This window comes from Aeromonas sobria (assembly GCF_006243315.1).
Classification (GTDB): domain Bacteria; phylum Pseudomonadota; class Gammaproteobacteria; order Enterobacterales; family Aeromonadaceae; genus Aeromonas; species Aeromonas sobria_A.
Genome location: NZ_NKWE01000015.1, coordinates 42,586 through 61,694 on the forward strand (window position 1 = coordinate 42,586; position 19,109 = coordinate 61,694).

General features: G+C 56.7%; 16 protein-coding genes. 14 read left to right on the forward strand and 2 right to left on the reverse strand.

Features of this window, described 5'->3' with window-relative positions:
- The first annotated feature begins 7 nt into the window (after nucleotides 1-7).
- From udk to cobB, 14 genes are all read left to right on the forward strand, one after another.
- A complete protein-coding gene (gene udk / locus CF137_RS03725; RefSeq protein ID WP_005352133.1) occupies nucleotides 8-652 on the forward strand; it encodes a uridine kinase in 645 nt (214 codons plus the stop codon).
- Nucleotides 653-716: 64 nt separating this feature from the next.
- Entirely contained in the window at nucleotides 717-1,298 is a 582-nt protein-coding gene (dcd, locus tag CF137_RS03730; RefSeq protein WP_101324860.1) for a dCTP deaminase, read from the forward strand.
- 375 nt (nucleotides 1,299-1,673) lie between these two features.
- A complete protein-coding gene (locus CF137_RS03735) occupies nucleotides 1,674-3,143 on the forward strand; it encodes an inorganic phosphate transporter (RefSeq protein WP_139691231.1) in 1,470 nt (489 codons plus the stop codon).
- Nucleotides 3,144-3,731: 588 nt separating this feature from the next.
- Entirely contained in the window at nucleotides 3,732-5,660 is a 1,929-nt protein-coding gene (gene thrS / locus CF137_RS03740; RefSeq protein WP_042023223.1) for a threonine--tRNA ligase, read from the forward strand.
- A 21-nt stretch (nucleotides 5,661-5,681) separates the two neighbouring features.
- Nucleotides 5,682-6,212, forward strand: coding sequence for a translation initiation factor IF-3 (infC, locus tag CF137_RS03745; RefSeq protein WP_244830660.1), 531 nt, complete (start codon nucleotides 5,682-5,684; stop codon nucleotides 6,210-6,212).
- Between the two features lie 84 nt (nucleotides 6,213-6,296).
- The gene (gene rpmI / locus CF137_RS03750) at nucleotides 6,297-6,494 is read left to right on the forward strand and encodes a 50S ribosomal protein L35 (protein WP_005315535.1); all 198 of its coding nucleotides are present in this window, start codon (nucleotides 6,297-6,299) and stop codon (nucleotides 6,492-6,494) included.
- Between the two features lie 15 nt (nucleotides 6,495-6,509).
- Nucleotides 6,510-6,866: a 50S ribosomal protein L20 gene (gene rplT, locus CF137_RS03755; RefSeq protein WP_005300683.1), complete on the forward strand. Its 357-nt coding sequence runs from the start codon at nucleotides 6,510-6,512 to the stop codon at nucleotides 6,864-6,866.
- A gap of 321 nt (nucleotides 6,867-7,187) precedes the next feature.
- The gene (gene pheS, locus CF137_RS03760; protein WP_042023323.1) at nucleotides 7,188-8,171 is read left to right on the forward strand and encodes a phenylalanine--tRNA ligase subunit alpha; all 984 of its coding nucleotides are present in this window, start codon (nucleotides 7,188-7,190) and stop codon (nucleotides 8,169-8,171) included.
- Nucleotides 8,172-8,183: 12 nt separating this feature from the next.
- A complete protein-coding gene (pheT, locus tag CF137_RS03765; RefSeq protein WP_139718028.1) occupies nucleotides 8,184-10,583 on the forward strand; it encodes a phenylalanine--tRNA ligase subunit beta in 2,400 nt (799 codons plus the stop codon).
- A 3-nt stretch (nucleotides 10,584-10,586) separates the two neighbouring features.
- A complete protein-coding gene (ihfA, locus tag CF137_RS03770; protein WP_005300715.1) occupies nucleotides 10,587-10,883 on the forward strand; it encodes an integration host factor subunit alpha in 297 nt (98 codons plus the stop codon).
- A 36-nt stretch (nucleotides 10,884-10,919) separates the two neighbouring features.
- The gene (locus CF137_RS03775) at nucleotides 10,920-14,870 is read left to right on the forward strand and encodes an ATP-binding protein (protein WP_162850429.1); all 3,951 of its coding nucleotides are present in this window, start codon (nucleotides 10,920-10,922) and stop codon (nucleotides 14,868-14,870) included.
- Entirely contained in the window at nucleotides 14,857-16,101 is a 1,245-nt protein-coding gene (locus tag CF137_RS03780) for a response regulator (protein ID WP_139718032.1), read from the forward strand. The genes CF137_RS03775 and CF137_RS03780 overlap by 14 nt, the downstream gene beginning before the upstream one ends.
- A gap of 3 nt (nucleotides 16,102-16,104) precedes the next feature.
- The gene (locus CF137_RS03785) at nucleotides 16,105-16,746 is read left to right on the forward strand and encodes a GNAT family N-acetyltransferase (protein WP_139718034.1); all 642 of its coding nucleotides are present in this window, start codon (nucleotides 16,105-16,107) and stop codon (nucleotides 16,744-16,746) included.
- Nucleotides 16,747-16,806: 60 nt separating this feature from the next.
- On the forward strand, nucleotides 16,807-17,580 hold the full coding sequence (gene cobB / locus CF137_RS03790; protein ID WP_101324854.1) for a Sir2 family NAD+-dependent deacetylase: 774 nt from the start codon (nucleotides 16,807-16,809) through the stop codon (nucleotides 17,578-17,580).
- A gap of 65 nt (nucleotides 17,581-17,645) precedes the next feature.
- Here cobB and CF137_RS03795 read toward each other — a convergent pair whose 3' ends face one another.
- Entirely contained in the window at nucleotides 17,646-18,671 is a 1,026-nt protein-coding gene (locus CF137_RS03795; RefSeq protein ID WP_139718037.1) for a substrate-binding domain-containing protein, read from the reverse strand.
- The coding region (locus CF137_RS03800; protein WP_193556556.1) for a PfkB family carbohydrate kinase at nucleotides 18,671-19,109 on the reverse strand (439 nt) is incomplete at its 5' end. The genes CF137_RS03795 and CF137_RS03800, both read right to left, overlap by 1 nt.

Consider the following 19,109-nt stretch of genomic DNA (forward strand, 5'->3'; position numbering starts at 1 on the left):
ATTCGTCATGTCTGATACTCAACATTCGTGTGTGATCATCGGTATTGCGGGCGCATCTGCGTCAGGCAAAAGTCTTATCGCCCAGACCATTTATGAAGAGCTGGTGGCCGAACTGGGCGCAGGTCAGATTGGTGTGATCACCGAAGATTGCTACTACCGTGATCAGACCCACCTGACCATGGAAGAGCGGGTCAAAACCAACTACGACCACCCCAATGCGCTTGATCACGATCTGCTGGTGCAGCACTTGAGCCAGCTGGTCAAAGGTGATGCGGTCGCCATTCCCCAGTACTCCTACACCGAACACACCCGCATGAACGAAGTCACTCCGTTTGCACCGCGTCGGGTGATCATTCTGGAAGGGATCCTGTTGCTGACCGACAGTCGTCTGCGGGATCTGATGGATGCCTCCATCTTTATGGATACTCCGCTCGACATCTGCCTGCTGCGCCGTCTGGTGCGTGACGTGCAAGAGCGTGGCCGTACCATGGACTCCGTGCTCAAGCAGTATCAAAAGACGGTGCGTCCGATGTTCCTGCAGTTTATCGAGCCGTCCAAGCAGTATGCTGATGTGATCGTGCCCCGTGGTGGCAAGAACCGCATCGCCATTGACATGCTCAAGGCGCGCATTCGCCACATGTTGATTGGTTAACACGAAACAAGCCGGGTGATGCCCGGCTTTTTTAAATGAACAATTTTGTCAGGAGAGTCGCCCAATGCGTCTGTGTGATACCGATATCGAACGTCATCTTGATGAAGGCAAGATCGTTATTGAGCCAAGACCCGGCGTTGAGCGGATCAGTGGCGTCAGTGTCGATGTGCTGCTGGGTAACGAATTTCGGGTGTTTCGCGATCATACCGCTCCTTATATCGATCTGAGCGGCCCGAGCGGCGAAATGGCCGATGCCATCGAGCGGGTGATGAGTGACGAGATCCACATTCCCGATGGCGAAGCCTTCTATCTTCATCCGGGTCAGTTGGCACTAGCCGTCACCTATGAGTCGGTTACCCTGCCTGCCGATATCGTCGGCTGGCTCGATGGCCGCTCTTCATTGGCCCGTCTTGGTCTGATGGTGCATGTGACCGCGCACCGGATCGATCCGGGCTGGTCTGGCCGCATCGTGCTGGAGTTCTACAATGGCGGCAGATTGCCGCTGGCGCTGCGCCCCAAGATGAAGATCGGTGCGCTGAACTTCGAAATGCTCTCTGGTGCGGCCGCTCGCCCTTATAACAAGCGGGAAAATGCCAAGTACAAGAGTCAACAGGGCGCGGTTGCCAGTCGTATGAGCGAGGATTGAGCGGGATTATCATTTCTGCATCGTCGAAAAGGAGCACATTGATGCTCCTTTTTTTATTGGGCGTGGTCGTCTCAGACCCGTGCGGGCGATAGTCTGAGTGAATCGTGCGACTTATGATGTGCTGTTTTTCGTATTTTAAGGGTGAGTTTGTCATAAAAACCGAGGAGTTTGTGGCGTAAAAATCGACAAAATAGCTATTTTACCGCACGGTTTATTGGCTTTAATTAATCTCTGGCAAGCCTTGTGGCGACTGGCTGTAGAGTATTTTTAACCTGAGTGCTCTTTTTTTTTATGACTGAAATATTTCAATGATGGCTATGGTGTGGGCCGCCATCTGGCATAATCCGCCGCAACTCATAAACAGGCTTTTTTTATATGTTTGAAATGTTCAGTGATTTGGGTTTGTGGTGGTCAATTGGTTTGGTATTGGCCGTTTTTTTTGTGCTTGCCTATGAATTTATCAATGGCTTTCACGATACCGCCAATGCGGTAGCGACGGTTATCTATACCAAGGCAATGCCAGCACACCTGGCGGTTGTTTCATCGGGGATTTTTAACTTTTTTGGCGTCATGTTAGGTGGTTTGGGCGTTGCTTATGCGATTGTCCATTTGCTGCCTATCGACCTGTTGCTTGGGATGGACTCCACCCAAGGGTTGATCATGGTGTTCTCCCTGCTGTTTTCCGCCATTGTGTGGAATCTGGGTACTTGGTTCTTCGGGATCCCAGCATCCAGTTCACATACCTTGATCGGTTCCATCCTGGGGGTGGGCGGTGCCTATGCCTGGATCACCCATCAACCAGTGACGGAAGGGATCAACGTTGGCAAAGCCATCGATATCATGCTGTCCCTGATCATCTCGCCGACCATAGGTTTTATCGTGGCAGCACTGCTGTTGCTGGCGATGAAGCGGATCTGGACCAGCAACAAGATCCACAAAACACCGGAAGAGCGTCAATTGGTTGATGGCAAAAAGCATCCACCATTCTGGGCGCGACTGACCCTGGTAGCATCTGCTATGGGCGTCAGCTTTGTACATGGTTCTAACGATGGCCAGAAAGGCATTGGTCTGGTGATGCTGGTGCTTATCTGTATGGCGCCTTCTTACTTTGCCCTGGACATGAACAGTCGCTCTTATGACCTGGACCGAACCCAGGATGCCAACCAGCGGATCATGGAGATCTATCAGCGCAACCAGGCCTCTTTGGGGGAGGTGATCAACTTCTCTGCGCCAGCAACGGCCCAGGAAGAGCTGATGACACACTGCTCTGCGGATGGCGTATTGCAGGCAATGGCGACACTGGATGCTCGCCTGGGTGCTGTTCGGACTTATCAGGAGCTCAATCTTACCGATCGTCGTGAAGTGCGCCGTTTGCTGCTGTGTATCGATGATACCGCGCGTAAGGTTGCCAAGTTGCCACTGCCAGCCAAAGAGCTGACCGACCTGGCCAAGTGGCGCAAGGATCTGACCGCGACCGCTGAATATGCACCAACCTGGGTTATCGTTTCCATCGCGCTGGCGCTGGGTTGCGGCACCATGGTGGGCTGGCGTCGTATCGTTCACACCGTAGGTGAAAAGATCGGTTCAACCGGTATGACCTATAGCCAGGGCATTGCCGCCCAGATCACGGCAGCCGCCTCTATCGGGGTCGCCAGTTTGACCGGTATGCCGGTATCCACTACCCATATTCTCTCCTCAGCGGTAGCGGGTACCATGGTGGCCAATAAATCAGGGCTGCAGAGCCAGACCATCAAAACCATCTTGATGGCCTGGGTGCTGACCTTGCCGTTGACCATGCTGCTCTCTGGTGGCTTGTTTATCATCAGCCACCATCTGTTTAGCTGAGCGTGACCACTGATTTTGCTAAAGGGCCTACGGGCCCTTTTTTTATAACCATGCCCCATTACGTGTTGCAGGGCGTACCCCTGAACGCTATGCCAACACGCTCAATATTCGTTTCCCTTTCGTAACACGAGAGCATCCTGCGCCAACCCGGACAGTTATGCAGTCGTGGGTCGCCGCCATGGTATCGCACCATCCATAGTTTCAAGCTACGGTGATGTCCGTTTACCTGCTGGCGATGGTATGCCCCGCTCAACGTGATGATTGGCCACTTTCTTATGGTCACACCCTGCGCGTTACAGGATCTCCATCGTGACAACCCATGGTATCCGGTGGGGCAGGGGCGCCAAGCCGAGCGAGTGGTTTTAAGATGTACGATGTTTAACAATTTGTTTGATATCGCATGTTTGATACAATCCACGCCGGATCCTGAAACTGACAGCATGACGCACAAACTGATGTGTGTACCGCTCTGTGTACCAACCGTTTGGTTTATGGTGAAACACTAGAGTGAAGAGCTTGATTTTAAAGGAATTATCGCGACTACATGTGGCCTTTGGTACGGGTCACCACTGTATAAGGAAACCTATAATGCCAATCATTACTCTGCCTGACGGCAGCCAACGTCAATTTGCCCACTCTGTTTCCGTTATGGATGTGGCTGCGGACATCGGTCCCGGTCTCGCCAAGGCGTGCATTGCCGGTCGGGTAAACGGTGAACTGGTGGATGCATGCGAGCTGATCGAAGCCGATGCTGCACTGGCCATCATCACCGCCAAAGACGAAGAAGGTCTGGACATCCTGCGCCACTCCTGTGCCCACTTGCTGGGTCATGCTATCAAGCAACTCTGGCCCCAGACCAAGATGGCCATCGGTCCTGTCATTGACAACGGTTTTTACTACGACGTTGATCTTGACCGCACCCTGACCGATGAAGATCTGGCTGCCCTGGAAGAGCGCATGCTGGCGCTGGTAGCCAAGGATTACGACGTCATCAAGAAAAAAGTCTCCTGGCAGGAAGCACGTGATGTGTTTGATGCCCGTGGTGAGATTTATAAAGTCGAGATCCTGGATCAGAATATTGCCCGTGATGACCAGCCTGGTCTCTATCATCACGAAGAGTACGTGGATATGTGTCGTGGCCCGCACGTGCCTAACATGCGTCACTGCCACCACTTCAAGTTGCAAAAAATGTCTGGCGCCTACTGGCGTGGCGACTCCAACAACAAAATGTTGCAGCGTATTTACGGCACTGCCTGGGCCGACAAGAAGCAGCTCAAGGCTTATTTGCAACGATTGGAAGAAGCATCCAAGCGTGATCACCGCAAGATCGGCAAGCAACTCGACCTGTATCACATGCAGGAAGAGGCGCCCGGCATGGTGTTCTGGCACAACGATGGCTGGACCATCTTCCGTGAGCTGGAAACCTTTATCCGCGGCAAGCTCAAAGAGTACGACTATCAGGAAGTGAAGGGTCCCTTCATGATGGACCGCGTACTGTGGGAGCGCTCAGGTCACTGGGAGAAGTATGCCCAGGCCATGTTCACCACCCAATCCGAGAACCGCGAGTACGCCATCAAGCCGATGAACTGCCCGGGTCACGTCCAGATCTTCAACCAGGGTCTGAAGTCCTACCGCGATTTACCGCTGCGGATGGCCGAGTTTGGCTCTTGCCACCGCAATGAACCGTCCGGTTCGCTGCACGGTCTGATGCGGGTGCGTGGCTTCACTCAGGATGACGCTCACATCTTCTGTACCGAAGAGCAGATCATGGAAGAGGTCTCCGGCTGTATTCGTATGGTCTATGACGTCTACGGCACCTTTGGCTTCGAGAACATCGTGGTCAAGCTCTCCACCCGTCCCGAACAGCGTATCGGTTCAGATGAGGCTTGGGATCGTGCCGAGGCCGCACTGGCAGAAGCACTGGATCTCAATGGTCTGAAATACGATCTGCAGCCGGGCGAGGGGGCCTTCTACGGTCCCAAGATTGAATTTACCCTGCATGATTGCCTTGATCGTGCGTGGCAATGTGGTACCGTACAGCTCGATTTTGCTCTCCCCGGTCGTCTGGGCGCCACTTATGTTGGCGAAAACAACGAGCGCCACGTACCTGTGATGATCCATCGGGCCATTTTGGGTTCTATCGAGCGTTTCATCGGTATTCTGACTGAAGAATATGCTGGTCTGTTTCCAACCTGGTTGGCGCCGACACAGGCTGTGGTCATGAATATCACGGATAATCAGGCCGATTATGCGGTGAAAGTAGCCAAATCATTGAATGATGCGGGTATTCGCGCAAAAGCGGACTTGAGAAATGAGAAGATTGGCTTTAAAATCCGCGAGCATACTTTGAAGCGAGTACCTTTCATGCTGGTCTGCGGCGATAAAGAAGTTGAAGCCGGTAAGATTGCAGTACGGACTCGTAAAGGGGCTGACCTGGGCACTTATCCTGTTGAAGAGTTCATCGCTCTGTTGACCCAGGAAGTTCAGACCCGCGGACAAAAGAAAGTGGAGGAATAAGCTATAAAAGGCGGAAAAAAACTGGGCAAGCAACCGCAAGCCCGCGCTCACCGGATCAATGAAGAGATCCGTCTGAAAGAAGTTCGTCTGACTGGTCTGGATGGAGAAGCCATTGGCGTCACCACCATTCAGGAAGCACTGAACTTGGCCGCAGAGGCCGGAGTTGATCTGGTCGAGATCAGTCCAAATGCTGAGCCGCCCGTTTGCCGGATCATGGATTACGGTAAATTCCTCTACGAAAAGAGCAAAACAACCAAAGAACAGAAGAAAAAGCAGAAAGTCGTCCAGGTTAAGGAAATCAAATTCCGTCCTGGTACTGACGAAGGCGACTATCAGGTAAAACTACGCAACCTGGTTCGCTTTCTAGAAGACGGGGACAAGGCTAAGGTCACCCTGCGCTTCCGTGGTCGTGAAATGGCACACCAGGATCTTGGTATCAAGGTTCTGGAGCGCGTCAAGAACGATCTGGAAGAGTTGGCAGTAGTCGAGTCGTTCCCGAAAGTCGAAGGCCGTCAAGCTGTGATGGTCCTCGCACCTAAGAAGAAATCTTAAGGCCCACAAGAAATTGACTCACGGGTTCGCCCGTGAGTCGGTTCGCCTTGCGATTTTGTTGTCACTCACAATGCGGAGTATAAAATGCCGAAGATGAAAACCAACCGGGGTGCTGCAAAGCGCTTCAAAAAGACCGGCTCGGGTCGCTTTAAGTGCAAGCATAACCACCTGCGTCACATCCTGACCAAGAAGAGCAGCAAGCGTAAGCGCAAGCTGGGACCTAAGTTCATGGTTTCTGCTGCCGACCACAAACGTGTTGTCGCTTGTCTGCCGTACGCATAAGGGGGGATGTAAAAAATGCCAAGAGTTAAACGTGGTGTGACTGCTCGAGCTCGTCACAAAAAAGTAATGAAAGCCGCCAAAGGTTACTATGGCGCCCGTTCCCGTGTTTACCGCGTAGCGGTACAAGCGGTAACTAAAGCTGGTCAGTATGCCTATCGTGACCGTCGCCAGAAAAAGCGTCAGTTCCGTCAGCTGTGGATTGCGCGTATCAACGCTGCAGCCCGTCAGAATGGTCTGTCTTACAGCCGTCTGATCAACGGTCTGAAGAAAGCGTCTATCGAGATCGATCGTAAGATCCTGTCCGATATCGCTGTTCACGACAAGCTGGCTTTCACCGCCCTGGTTGAAAAAGCTAAAGCAGCTCTGGTTTAATCCGGTTCTGTTATAAAAGTTAAAAGGAGGCTCAGGCCTCCTTTTTTGTTATTTCTGTTTTGCCATCAACGTCTTCCCCCACACGCTCAATAAATCACAATAGCTGACTCGACACTTGGAGATATGCCAACAAACAAAATCAGCTAACCACTATTTCAAGACGATAGGGTAGGAGTTGAGACTCGCTTGATATAACAAAATGATTTATAGGGAGAAAAGCAGGCCATAACTATGGTCAGTGAAGGGCCTTTTTTTGTATTATTCCCCTCTTGACCTTATTTAGCCTAAAGGCTCCTGTTTCGGAGTGGTGACGAGGAAGACATGCAACAGCTTGAAGAAGTAGTAGGCCAAGCCAAGGCCGATATTGAGGGCGTGAGCGATATCGCTACCCTTGATGAGATCCGGGTCAAATATCTGGGCAAAAAAGGCTTTTTTACCGAACAGATGAAGGGCCTGGGCGCCCTGTCTGCCGAAGAGCGTCCCGCCGCGGGCGCCGTGATCAACCAGGCCAAACAACAGGTTCAAGATGCCTTGAACGAGTGTCGTGAAGCCCTCGAAGTCGCCGTGCTGAACCAGAAGCTGGCCGCCGAGACCATCGACGTCAGCCTGCCGGGCCGCCGCATCGAGAATGGTGGTCTGCACCCGGTAACCCGCACCATTGAACGCATCGAGCGCCTGTTTGGCGAGATGGGTTTCAAGGTTGCCCGTGGTCCCGAGATTGAAGATGGCTTCCACAACTTCGATGCGCTGAATATTCCGGCTCACCACCCGGCGCGTACCGATCACGATACCTTCTACTTCAATCCTGATCTGATGCTGCGTACCCACACCTCCGGTGTGCAGATCCGCACCATGCAGCAGCAACAGCCGCCGATCCGCATCATTGCGCCAGGCCGCGTCTATCGTAACGACTACGACATGACCCACACCCCGATGTTCCATCAGGTTGAAGGTCTGCTGGTTGACGAGCATGCCAGCTTTACCGAGCTGAAGGGCATTCTGCACGACTTCCTGCGCAACTACTTCGAGGAAGACTTGACCATACGCTTCCGTCCTTCCTACTTCCCGTTCACCGAGCCGAGCGCCGAAGTGGATGTGATGGGCAAGAACGGCAAGTGGCTGGAAGTGCTGGGCTGCGGCATGGTGCACCCGAACGTACTGCGTTCGGTCGGTATCGATCCGGAAAAATACTCCGGCTTTGCCTTCGGCATGGGCGTTGAGCGCCTGACCATGCTGCGTTACGGGGTCAACGACCTGCGTGCCTTCTTCGAAAACGACCTGCGCTTCCTCAAGCAGTTCAAGTAAGGGCGAGAGAACATGAAATTCAGTAAATCCTGGGTGATGGAGTGGGTCCGCACCGAGTTGAGTGACAATGCACTGGCCGAGCAGATCACCATGGCTGGTCTGGAAGTGGACGCCGTGGAAGCGGTGGCTGGCCAGTTCAACAATGTGGTCGTGGGTGAAGTTGTCGAGTGCGCCCAGCATCCGGACGCCGACAAGCTGCGGGTGACCAAGGTCAACGTGGGCGAGGCCGAACTGCTGGATATCGTCTGCGGCGCGCCGAACTGCCGCGCCGGCTTGAAAGTGTGCGTGGCCAAAGTAGGGGCGACCCTGCCGGGTGATTTCACCATCAAGAAAGCCAAGCTGCGTGGCCAGCCGTCTCACGGCATGCTCTGCTCTTTCAGTGAGCTGGGTATCGACGTTGAAGCCGATGGCATCATCGAATTGCCGGCCGATGCCCCCATCGGTACCGATATTCGCGACTACCTCAATCTCAACGACGTCTCCATCGACGTGGATCTGACCCCGAACCGTGCCGATTGCCTTGGTATCGCGGGGCTCGCCCGTGAGATTGGCGTGCTCAATAGCGTGGACGTGGTCGAGCCGACCTGGACGCCAGCTGCTGCAACCTGTGATGCGACCTTCCCGATCCGGGTTGAGGCACCGGCCGATTGCCCCCGTTATCTGGGTCGCGTCATCAAGGGGCTGAACCTGCAGGCCCAGAGCCCGCTCTGGATGCAAGAGAAGCTGCGCCGTGGCGGCATTCGCTCCATCGACGCTATCGTCGATATCACCAACTACCTGCTGCTGGAATACGGTCAGCCGATGCACGCCTTCGATCTGGCGATGCTGGAAGGGGAACTGGTGGTACGTCGCGCCCACGCTGATGAGCCGATGACCCTGCTCGATGGCAACGAAGTGAAGCTCAAAGAGACCACGCTAGTGATTGCTGATGCCAAAGGACCTGCCTGCATGGCCGGTATCTTCGGCGGCAATCGCACCGGCGTCAGTGAGACCACTACCGACATCCTGCTGGAGTGCGCCTTCTTCGCGCCGCTTTCCATCACCGGTCGTGCTCGTGCCTATGGTCTGCACACCGACTCTTCCCATCGCTTCGAGCGCGGGGTTGATCCCGAGCTGCAAGCCAAGGTGATGGATCGTGCCACCCGTCTGCTGCTGGACATTTGTGGCGGAGAGTGCGGCGGCGAAGCCGGTCCGGTCATCGAGGTCAAATCCGATGCCCATCTGCCGAAGGCTGCGCCCATCAAGTTGCGTCGCACCAAGCTCGACAAGGTGATCGGTATCAGCGTGGCAGATGCTCAGGTGGTCGAGATCCTGACCCGTCTGGGTATGCAGGTAACCGTTGACGCTGACGGTTGGACCGCGCTGGCACCCTCCTGGCGTTTCGACATCGCCATCGAGGAAGACCTCATCGAGGAAGTGGCTCGCATCTACGGCTACAACAACATCCCGAACCTCAAACCGGCTGCCTCTCTGGCGATGGTGGAGCAGGCAGAAGGGCAGGTGACCTTGAAGCGGGTGCGTGACCTGCTGGTTGATCGCGGTTTCCAGGAAGCGATCACCTACAGCTTCGTCGATCCCAAGACCCAGCAAACCCTGTTCCCGCAGAGCGATGCCATCGTGCTGCCGAACCCGATTTCAGTCGAGATGTCCGCCATGCGCGTCTCTCTGTTCCCGGGGCTGGTACAGGCAGTGGTCTACAACCAGAATCGTCAGCAGCCGCGCGTGCGTCTGTTTGAGCAGGGTCTGCGTTTCATCAAGGATGAAAGTGCCGAGAACGGCATCCGTCAGGAGCCGATGCTGGCCGGCATCATCATTGGCAACCAGAGTGACGAACACTGGGACATCAAAACCCGCGCAGCAGACTTCTTTGATTTGAAAGGGGATCTGGAAGCGGTGCTGGACTTGACCGCCGAAGGCGCCACCTTTACCTTCGAGCGTACCGAGCACAGCGCCCTGCACCCGGGCCAGAGCGCAGCCATTCTGCGTAATGGCGAGGTCATCGGCCATATCGGCGTGATCCACCCGAGCCTCGAGAAGAAGCTGGGCCTCAAGAGCCGCGCGGTGATGTTTGAGCTGGAGTTGGACAAGCTGACCCCGGCCAAGGTGCCGATGGCTGCCGAAGTTTCCAAGTTCCCGGCGAACCGTCGTGACATCGCCGTGGTGGTCGACCGTCAGGTTCTGGCAGGTGATGTTCTTGCAGTAATTAAAAAAGTTGGCGGAAATCAGGTAGTTGGAATAAACTTGTTTGACGTATACCAGGGCGCTGGTATGGCAGAGGACAAGAAGAGCCTGGCCATCAGTCTTGTATTGCAAGATACCCAGCGCACTCTGGAGGAGAAAGAGATTGCCGAGACCGTAGACCATGTCGTGCGGGTCCTTGGTGAAGAGTTGAATGCATCCTTGAGGGATTGATCTATGGCGCTTACCAAAGCCGACATTGCAGAGCACCTGTTCACCCAACTCGGGATGAGCAAGCGTGAAGCCAAAGATATGGTGGAAGCCTTCTTTGAGGAAATCCGACAGGCGCTTGAGCGTGGTGAACAAGTCAAGATTTCAGGCTTCGGTAACTTTGACCTTCGTGAGAAGAATCAGCGTCCTGGACGAAATCCCAAGACGGGCGAAGATATTCCAATCAGCGCCCGTCGGGTGGTGACCTTCCGGCCTGGCCAGAAACTGAAGGCCAGGGTAGAAAATGTTGAACCCAACGAGTGATAAAAAGCCAGGCATCTGCCTGGCTTTTGTTTTCAGATGACAAAACTCCCCCTTTTTTTCCTGGGCGTCGTGCTGGCCATGCCGCTGCATGCCATGGTATTGCCCCTCCCGCCCGCTACCCAAGCCTATGTGGACTCCATCACCAAGTTGGAAGTCTGTTATCCGGCGACCCTTCCACCGCCTTACCTGTTAGCGGAGGGGGGCTTGTTCAAGGATCGCTTGGTCAGACTGGCCGACGTATTGCCGGTGCCGCTTACCATTCATGAATTAGCTGACTGGCAAGCGGTGCGAGATGCCCTGCTACAGGGGCGTTGCGATATCGTGCCTCATGTCGGCCCCATCTCTGCTGTACTGCCCAACATGCGGGTGAGTCGCGCCATGCTGGAGACCGACTCTGCCATTCTCTATCGTGGCGATCTGCATAACGCGACATTTTTAGCCTCACCCGCCATGGGCTCCACTCGAACGCTCAAGGATCTCTACCCTGATGCGGTGATCAAGCCATTGTCCAAACAGGAAAATCTTTACTCCGCACTGGAAAGTGGCAAGGGCAACGCCTATCTGGGGGACTATTTGCAACTGCGCTATATGATGCGTGAGTTCCCGGCGGATGGTTTGCGCTTGCGGCGTTTGCTCGGGAATGAGCGGGTAGTCAGCTACCGGCTGATGATGCGTGGTGGACCCGAGTTGGTTCAATTGATCGATACCGCAATTCGCTATATGCCTGCCGGTAGCCTGTACGCTGATTTGGGTCGCTATCTCGACCAAGGGTCCCTTTATATCGACCAGCTGCGCTTGACTGATATTGAGCAGGCCTGGTTGTCCGGTAGACAACGCACGGTACGCTTGGTGGTGAACCCTGAGTTAATGCCCTATAGCGGCATCAATGAGCAAGGGGAGACGAAAGGGTGGAGCGCGGATGTGCTGCGCTGGGTCACCCAGGAGACCGGCCTGACATTCAAGCTGGTGCCTGCCGCCAGCAAGGCGGAGGCGATAGATAAGCTGCGTCGAGGTGAGGCGGATATGATGGCAGGGTTGCCCGAATCCCCAGCCCTTGCGGATGAGTTTACCTTCAGTAGGATGATCTCCATCAACCGCTTTGCTTTGATCAGCAAGCATACAGAGCCAACTGACCATATCAGCCAGCTTAAACGGCAACGTATTCTGGTCCCTGAGTCGCTCTATGATCCCTCCTTGTTGGCTCAGCTGGGCCAGCAGGAGTGGATCCGTACCGATAATTTGGCGCAAGGGCTGGCCGCTTTGCGTCAGGGCAAAGCAGATGCCATGTTGAGCGAGCTGTATCAGTTGCAATACCCGCAGCGTACCAACCTGCTGGAAGGGCTGGATATCGAAGAGCTGGAAGACAAGTTTGGCCTTGGGTTTGCGATGAACAAACAGGAGACCCAGCTGGCCGGGGTGTTAGACCGCAATCTGATGATCCTGACGAGCACCCAAATGGATGAACTCAATCAGCGCTGGCGCCGCCTGCTGGTGGTACAACAGCCCGGGGTGAGTTATGCCGCCTGGTTTGGCTCCATCTTGATGGCGTTGTTGATCAGCATCAGTGTGATTTCGATGATCTGGCGCTCCCGTCAGCAGCTGGCCCGGGAGATAGCCCAGCGCCAGGAAGTTGAGAAGGCGCTGGCCATCGAGAGTGAACTGCGTGAAACCATGTTCCAGGCGTTGCCCGTTCCGGTTTTTTTACGCAACAGCCAGGGCAAGGTGATCAAGTCCAACAAACAGGGTCGGCGCTTGGCCATCCGTTATGCGGAGCAGCTGATGTTGCCTCCGGTACAACATCAGAAGAGTGAAGGGGAGCTGGTGTTGGGCGAACAGGTTTTTGCTTATGCCCAGCACCCCCTGCGTTTGGATAAACAAGCGCCAGCGACTGACCTTATCGCGTTATCGGACATCAGTGTGTTGCGTGAGCAAGCTCGTTTCTTGCGTCAAGGGGAACGCCGTCTGCGCGCTTTGACCAATACGGTGCCCGGCGTGGTGCTGCAATTTATGTTTGAGCGGGGGCGGGTAGGGAACATCGAGTTTATCAGCCGGGGTTGCTATGAGTTGCTTGGGTTGGCCAGCCAGCAGATCCGCCGTGAACCGAAACGGGTGCTTACTATGCTCGAGCGTGAAGATCGCCGCCAGGTCCGCCGCGAGATGTTTGCCATGCTGCAGGCCGGTACGCCTTTCTCGTTTACCCTGCGTTACCACCACCCCACCAAAGGCGAACGCTGGTTGCAGCTCTATGGTCGTGGCCGTACCCAGTCACAAGGCTGGCGGATCTATGCGGTGATGCAGGATGTGACGACACGTATCGAGCAGGATCAGGCATTGCAGCACTCCCATGAGCAGGCGCAGCAAGCGGTGCTGGCCAAGGGGCGCTTCATGGCGGCCATCAGCCACGAGATCCGCACCCCGATGAACGCCATTCTCGGCTTGCTGGAGTGGCTGGCCAGTACCCCCTTGTCCCAGGAGCAGGATTCGGCGCTGGCGCGGGTGCGTCAGGCGGGGGACGAGCTGCTCGGCCTGCTCAACGATGTGCTCGACTTTAGTCGCAATGAAAACAGCAAACTCTCCCTCTCGCCCCAGCCCACCGATTTCACCGAGCTGTGCGAGCATGTGGCGGCGGTGCACTGGACCAAGGCGCGGGCCAAGGGCTTGCAACTGCGCCTGCAGTTGGATCCGGCCCTGCCGGCCCTGCAGACCCTCGACCCCCATCGGGTGCGCCAAGTGCTGCACAATCTGCTCTCCAATGCCATCAAGTTCAGCCAGCGTGGGGAAGTGGTGCTGTGGGCCGAGCTGGCAGAGTCGACCTTGCGCTTCGGAGTCGATGATCAGGGGCCGGGGATCACCGCCAGGATGCGCCCCACGCTCTTTATGCCGTTCGAGCAGTTTGCCGTTGAAGGCCAGCTGCGGGCGCCGGGTACCGGTCTTGGTCTGGCGATCTGCAAGCAGCTGATTGAGCAGATGGGCGGCCTTATTGATGTCGAGGGGCGCGTCGGCGGCGGTAGCCGTTTCTTCTGCGAGTTGCCCCTGCAACGGGTGCAGCAGGAGCCAGATTGGCAGCCCAAAGTGCGGCAGCTGGCGCTCTCTTTACCTCACGATGAGGCACAAGCGCTTTCGCCCTGGCTCAGCCGAGTGGGGATCGCCATCGTCAGCAATGCTGTCGATACGCTGCAAGCGGAGGTGGACGAGAAGGGGCTCTACTATTGGGCCTGGCAAGGGGAGTCCTGGGTGCCCGGCACCATCATCACCCTGCTGCAGCCACGGCTGACCCCGGGTCAATCGGTCGCAGGCACCCAGCCCGGGCTTGGCATGCGGGTACTGCTGGTTGAAGATCACGATGTCAATCGCGAGCTGATCAGCCTGCAGCTGGGGCAGCTCGGTGCCAGCGTCATCACTGCCGCCAACGGGCAGCTGGCGCTGGAGAGGCTGGCGCTGCAGGAGGTGGACTTTGTGCTGACCGATCTGCAGATGCCGGTGATGAACGGGGCCGAGCTGTGCAGAGCGTTGCGCCAATCATCCCGCTGGGCCCGTCTGCCGGTCTATGTGATCACCGCAGACCTCAGTGAGCAGGCGGCGAGTGAGTTGCAATCCTGTGGTTGCGATGGCCATCTCGACAAGCCGGTCGCCCTCAAGGAGCTGGCGGCTCTGCTGCGCCATATTGCCAGAGAGGGGGGCAATACTGTCGCCCCGACACCGGTTGCCTCGCTGCTGACCGATGAACTGCTGGCTCTTTATCTGAAGGCTACCCGGGATGATCTGGCTGAGCTTGATCGCGCTTTTTTAGCGAAAGATGATGTTGGCGTGAAAGCTGCTTTACATAAATTGAAGGGGGCCGCCAGAATGGTAGGAGCGACTGCTTTGGTAGCTGTCATTGAAGAGTGGCAACAAGCTCCCCATTCGGCGCTGCAAGCCAGATTGAACCGGGCATTGGATGAGTTCAGCCAGCAGTTTTCAAAGAGGGCTCAAGATGATCATCACTGATGAAGAACTACTGGCCCTGCTCGATTCGGAAGAGCATGAGGCGGCAGGATTTTGCCCCATTGTGCTCTATGCCCTCGATCGCCCCTCTCATGAGCTGGCCAGCACCATGACATTGCCATCTTATGTCACGCTGCACCGCACCCAACCGGATGCCTGCTGGCAGTGGCAAGGGCTGTTTGCGGCAGGTGCCATCGCGCTTTACGATCCTGCTGCGCATCAGCAGGCTGACTACCTTCCTCAACTGCAACAGCATGAGGGGATCTATGCCATTGGTGAAGATTGGCAGGGAGGCCTCGTGGCCAGTTACCGTGACTGGTGTAACTGGCTGGCGACGAGCAAGATTTTGCTGCTCGAAGATCATCCGTTCCAAGGGATGCAGTTGCAGCAAACCATCGCCGCATTGGGTCTCTCTTGCCAATGGGTGCAGGATGAAACGGCCTGTCTTGCGGTGCTGGCGGCGGGCGATATCAGCCTGCTGGTATGTGATCTAAGTCTGGTGGAGCAAGATGCCATCAGTCTGCTGATGAGCCAGCCCCAGTTGCAGGAAGCGGGGTTGCCCATAGTTCTGCTCTCCGCCCATGAGCAGACCCTGATCGACGGTGCCCGCCGCCTGCTCCACGATGCCGGTTTCAATATTCTGGCCGCCCTGGCCAAGCCGCTTGATTGCGATGCACTGCTCAGGTTACTGCGCGGACTCTATCTGGGCCCGTTGCGTCAACAGCGCCTGAGTGGTCAGCGCCGAACGATCCGCCTGTGGCAGGGGGCTGTGCTGGGGCAGCTTGGTCTGCTCTCCAGCCCTGGCTTCCAATATCCGATCTGGCTGGCGGTGACTGGCTTGCCGAGCCGCTGGGAAGCGCTCAAGGAGTGGTTGGCGGAGCAGTCGCGCACCCCGTCCGAACTGACCTTGCTGATCCACCGGCGCGATCACCTGCTGAGCAATGCCGATCGCTTCGCACTGGTGCTGCAAGCCAGTCTGGCGGGCAGCAAGCTGGCGCTGCTGCTCGATAGCAGCCAGCATCTGCCCTTCGACCTGCTGGAGCGGCTGCCGTTGCAAGCCGTATTACTGGGGCAGGGGATTTTGCCCGAGTTCGATGCCTTGTCGCCAGACTCCTTATTGGGACGTTTTATGACCCGGATCGGAGAGCTGGGGATTACCATCTATCTTGACGATCCCTACAATTTGCTCGATGTCGAACTGTGGCGAGATCGCGGTATTGCGGGGCGCTGGTAACCCATGCCGCGCTACCTCTGCTGGCCGATACACAGGGAGCGCCTGGCCAAGGGGCTCAATGGTTGGCCCCATCCGGTTTCGCGCACCGCGCTGCCACTGGCGATGAGCGTCACAGGCGTACCTTGTCTGCTACGGGAGCTGCATGGTGTGGAGCCTGCTCGCATGCTGGCAGCCTATGATGCACTCAGTGAAGAGAGCATTTATTTGCGTTTTATGCGCGCCAAACGAACTCCACCACCGGAACAGGTCGCACAGTTTCTTGATTACAATCCCGATCATCAAATCTCATTATTGCTAACGGATCTGGCGGGTCAGCCGTTGGCTCAGGCTCAATCTATCCGCCGCCGTCTGCATCCCGATCGAGCGGAGTTTGCCTGTATCGTGGCGGACCATTTTCAGCATAAGGGGGCAGGCAGACGCATTTTGTTGTCGCTGGCGCTGCTGGCCCGGGCGGATGGGATCCTGGATTGGACGGCAGAAGTACTGGCCCAGAATCGGCCCATGCTCACCCTGTTAAAGCGGTTGGGCCTGCCACTGACCCTGGTCACTGGTCGAGAGATGGTATTTGTCAGGCTCGATTTGTCGGCGCTGGATCCCTGGCTGCCAGTGCTGCCAGCCGCGCCGCTTAAGACCAAGGGCGAATAGTGACACTTTTTTCCCTGTGCTAAGGTCACATTTATTGTGCGGGGATAGACGGAGCAGCTTATGGCGCAGTCATATAAACATATCGTGATCCTGACCGGAGCAGGCATCTCTGCCGAATCTGGTATCAAGACCTTCCGAGCCTGTGATGGATTGTGGGAAGAGCACAAGGTCGAGGATGTGGCGACCCCCGAGGGGTATGCCCGGGATCCCGCGCTGGTGCTCGGGTTTTACAACTCTCGCCGTAAACAGCTGCAACAACCCCAGGTTCACCCCAATCCCGCTCACTATGCGCTGGCCCGCCTCGAGCGGCTCCTGCCCGGTTCTGTCACCCTAGTGACCCAGAATATCGATAATCTGCACGAGAGTGCTGGCAGCAAAAACCTTATCCATATGCACGGTGAGCTGCTCAGGGCGCGCTGCCCGGAGTCCGGCCAGGTGATCGAGTGGCGCGGCGATCTCCATCAGGACGAGCTCTGCTCCTGCTGCCAGTTCCCCCAACCGATGCGCCCTCATGTGGTGTGGTTTGGCGAGATGCCACTCGGGCTGGATCGTATCTACAGCGCGCTGGCGCAGTGTGATCTCTTTATCTCTATCGGCACCTCGGGGGCAGTCTATCCGGCGGCCGGTTTTGTCCATGAGGCTGGCCTCAACGGTGCCCATACCATAGAGCTCAATCTCGAACCGAGCGAGGTGGGCAGCCAGTTTGACGAGAAACGCTATGGCCCCGCCTCCCTGCTGGTCCCCGCTTATGTTGATGAGTTGCTGGAGGCATGCGGCATCCATCAGCCCAAACAGGTGGAGGGGCACAACTGGATGGAGATGCGTGAACGCTAAGCAGCAGCGATAGCGGAAAAGCAAAAGGCGACTCGGGGAGTCGCCTTTTTGTTGGTCAGTGCCCGTTACGATTGAGCGGGCAGAGGGGAGCAGAGAGGGGCGCAGGATTGTCTGATCACCAGATCCGGATCGACGGTGATCAGGTGGTTCTCTACCTCTTCGCCGTTGATCCGCGCCAGCAGCCGGGTGACGGCCAGGCGTCCCAGCTCCTCCTTGGGCTGGTTGATGGTGGTGAGCGGCGGCGAGAGGTATTGCGCCAGCGCCACATTGTCATAGCCGACGATGGAGATATCCCGCGGTATCACAATGCCAGCCTGATGGGCGGCGCTAATGGCCCCCATCGCCATCATGTCGTTACAGACAAAGAGGGCGGTCGGGCGCGCGGGGAGTGCCAGCAGCCGCTCCATGGCGGCAAAGCCGCTGGCGCAATCAAAGTCCCCCTCCTGGATCCACTGCGGATTGACGGTCAGACCCGACTCCAGCAGTGCCTTTTCAAAGCCTGCCTGCCGCTGGTTGGCGGGGGCACGGTTTTGGGGGCCGGTGATGCAGCCGATGGCGCTATGGCCCAACTCAATCAGATGACGGGTCGCGAGATAACCGCCGTGAAAAGAGTTGTCGGCGATAAGATCCACATCCGTGCTGACCAGACCCCAATCCATCACCACTACCGGCAGGCTCTTGAGCCAGTCGAGCTGGTTGAACACCTCCTGCTGCCCCTCGCTGCACATGATCAGCAAGCCATCGACCCGCTTGCGCAGCATCATCTTGAGGTAGGACAGCGCCGTCTCGGCCTGCCCCTCGGTATTGCCCAGCATCAGGTTATAGCCCTGCTCGAAGCAGTAACGCTCAACCCCGCGCACCACTTCGGCAAAGAAGGGGTTGCTGGAGGTGGTGACCAGCATGCCGATACTGTTGGTCTCTTTTACCTTGAGGCTGCGCGCCACCAGGCTCGGGGCATAGTTGAGCTCACGCATGGCGGTAAAGACCCGCTCGCGGGTTGCCTCACTGACGAAGCGGGTCTCGTTGATGACGTGGGAGATGGTGGTGGTAGAGACCTGGGCCCTCGCCGCCACCTCCTTGATATTGGCCATCAGTGCCCCGGAGCCGCTTGCGCCAGCAAGAAGGCATCCACCTCAGCTTTGCTGGGGATTGAGCTCTGGGCGCCGAATTTGGTGACCGAGAGCGCCGCCGCGCCGTGGGCAAAACGCACCGCGGCGCTGAACTCGGCACCGGCCAGCTCCGCCGCCAGCAGGGCACCGTTGAAAGTATCCCCCGCAGCTGTGGTGTCTACCGCCTCGACCCGAAAACCCGGGATGAGCTGTTGCTGTTGCCCGTTGCTGCAATAGACCCCTTGGGAGCCCAAGGTGATCATCACCTCCGCTATCCCCATCTGGTGGAAGCGGGCAGCCGCCTCGCGGGCACTGGCTTCGTCGATGACTTTTACACCGGTCAACAGCTCCGCTTCGGTCTGGTTGGGGGTGATGAGATCCACCAGCGCCAGCAGGTCGCTTGAGAGCGGGCGGGCGGGG

Excerpts from the sequence above, each read along its gene's own strand:
- pheT (WP_139718028.1), top strand. The coding sequence starts at position 8,184 with ATGAAATTCAGTAAATCCTGGGTGATGGAGTGGGTCCGCACCGAGTTG.
- dcd (WP_101324860.1), top strand. The coding sequence starts at position 717 with ATGCGTCTGTGTGATACCGATATCGAACGTCATCTTGATGAAGGCAAG.
- CF137_RS03775 (WP_162850429.1), top strand. The coding sequence starts at position 10,920 with ATGACAAAACTCCCCCTTTTTTTCCTGGGCGTCGTGCTGGCCATGCCG.
- thrS (WP_042023223.1), top strand. The coding sequence starts at position 3,732 with ATGCCAATCATTACTCTGCCTGACGGCAGCCAACGTCAATTTGCCCAC.
- CF137_RS03735 (WP_139691231.1), top strand. The coding sequence starts at position 1,674 with ATGTTTGAAATGTTCAGTGATTTGGGTTTGTGGTGGTCAATTGGTTTG.
- rpmI (WP_005315535.1), top strand. The coding sequence starts at position 6,297 with ATGCCGAAGATGAAAACCAACCGGGGTGCTGCAAAGCGCTTCAAAAAG.
- CF137_RS03795 (WP_139718037.1), bottom strand. The coding sequence starts at position 18,671 with ATGGCCAATATCAAGGAGGTGGCGGCGAGGGCCCAGGTCTCTACCACC.
- cobB (WP_101324854.1), top strand. The coding sequence starts at position 16,807 with ATGGCGCAGTCATATAAACATATCGTGATCCTGACCGGAGCAGGCATC.
- CF137_RS03785 (WP_139718034.1), top strand. The coding sequence starts at position 16,105 with ATGCCGCGCTACCTCTGCTGGCCGATACACAGGGAGCGCCTGGCCAAG.
- pheS (WP_042023323.1), top strand. The coding sequence starts at position 7,188 with ATGCAACAGCTTGAAGAAGTAGTAGGCCAAGCCAAGGCCGATATTGAG.
- CF137_RS03780 (WP_139718032.1), top strand. The coding sequence starts at position 14,857 with ATGATCATCACTGATGAAGAACTACTGGCCCTGCTCGATTCGGAAGAG.
- rplT (WP_005300683.1), top strand. The coding sequence starts at position 6,510 with ATGCCAAGAGTTAAACGTGGTGTGACTGCTCGAGCTCGTCACAAAAAA.
- ihfA (WP_005300715.1), top strand. The coding sequence starts at position 10,587 with ATGGCGCTTACCAAAGCCGACATTGCAGAGCACCTGTTCACCCAACTC.
- udk (WP_005352133.1), top strand. The coding sequence starts at position 8 with ATGTCTGATACTCAACATTCGTGTGTGATCATCGGTATTGCGGGCGCA.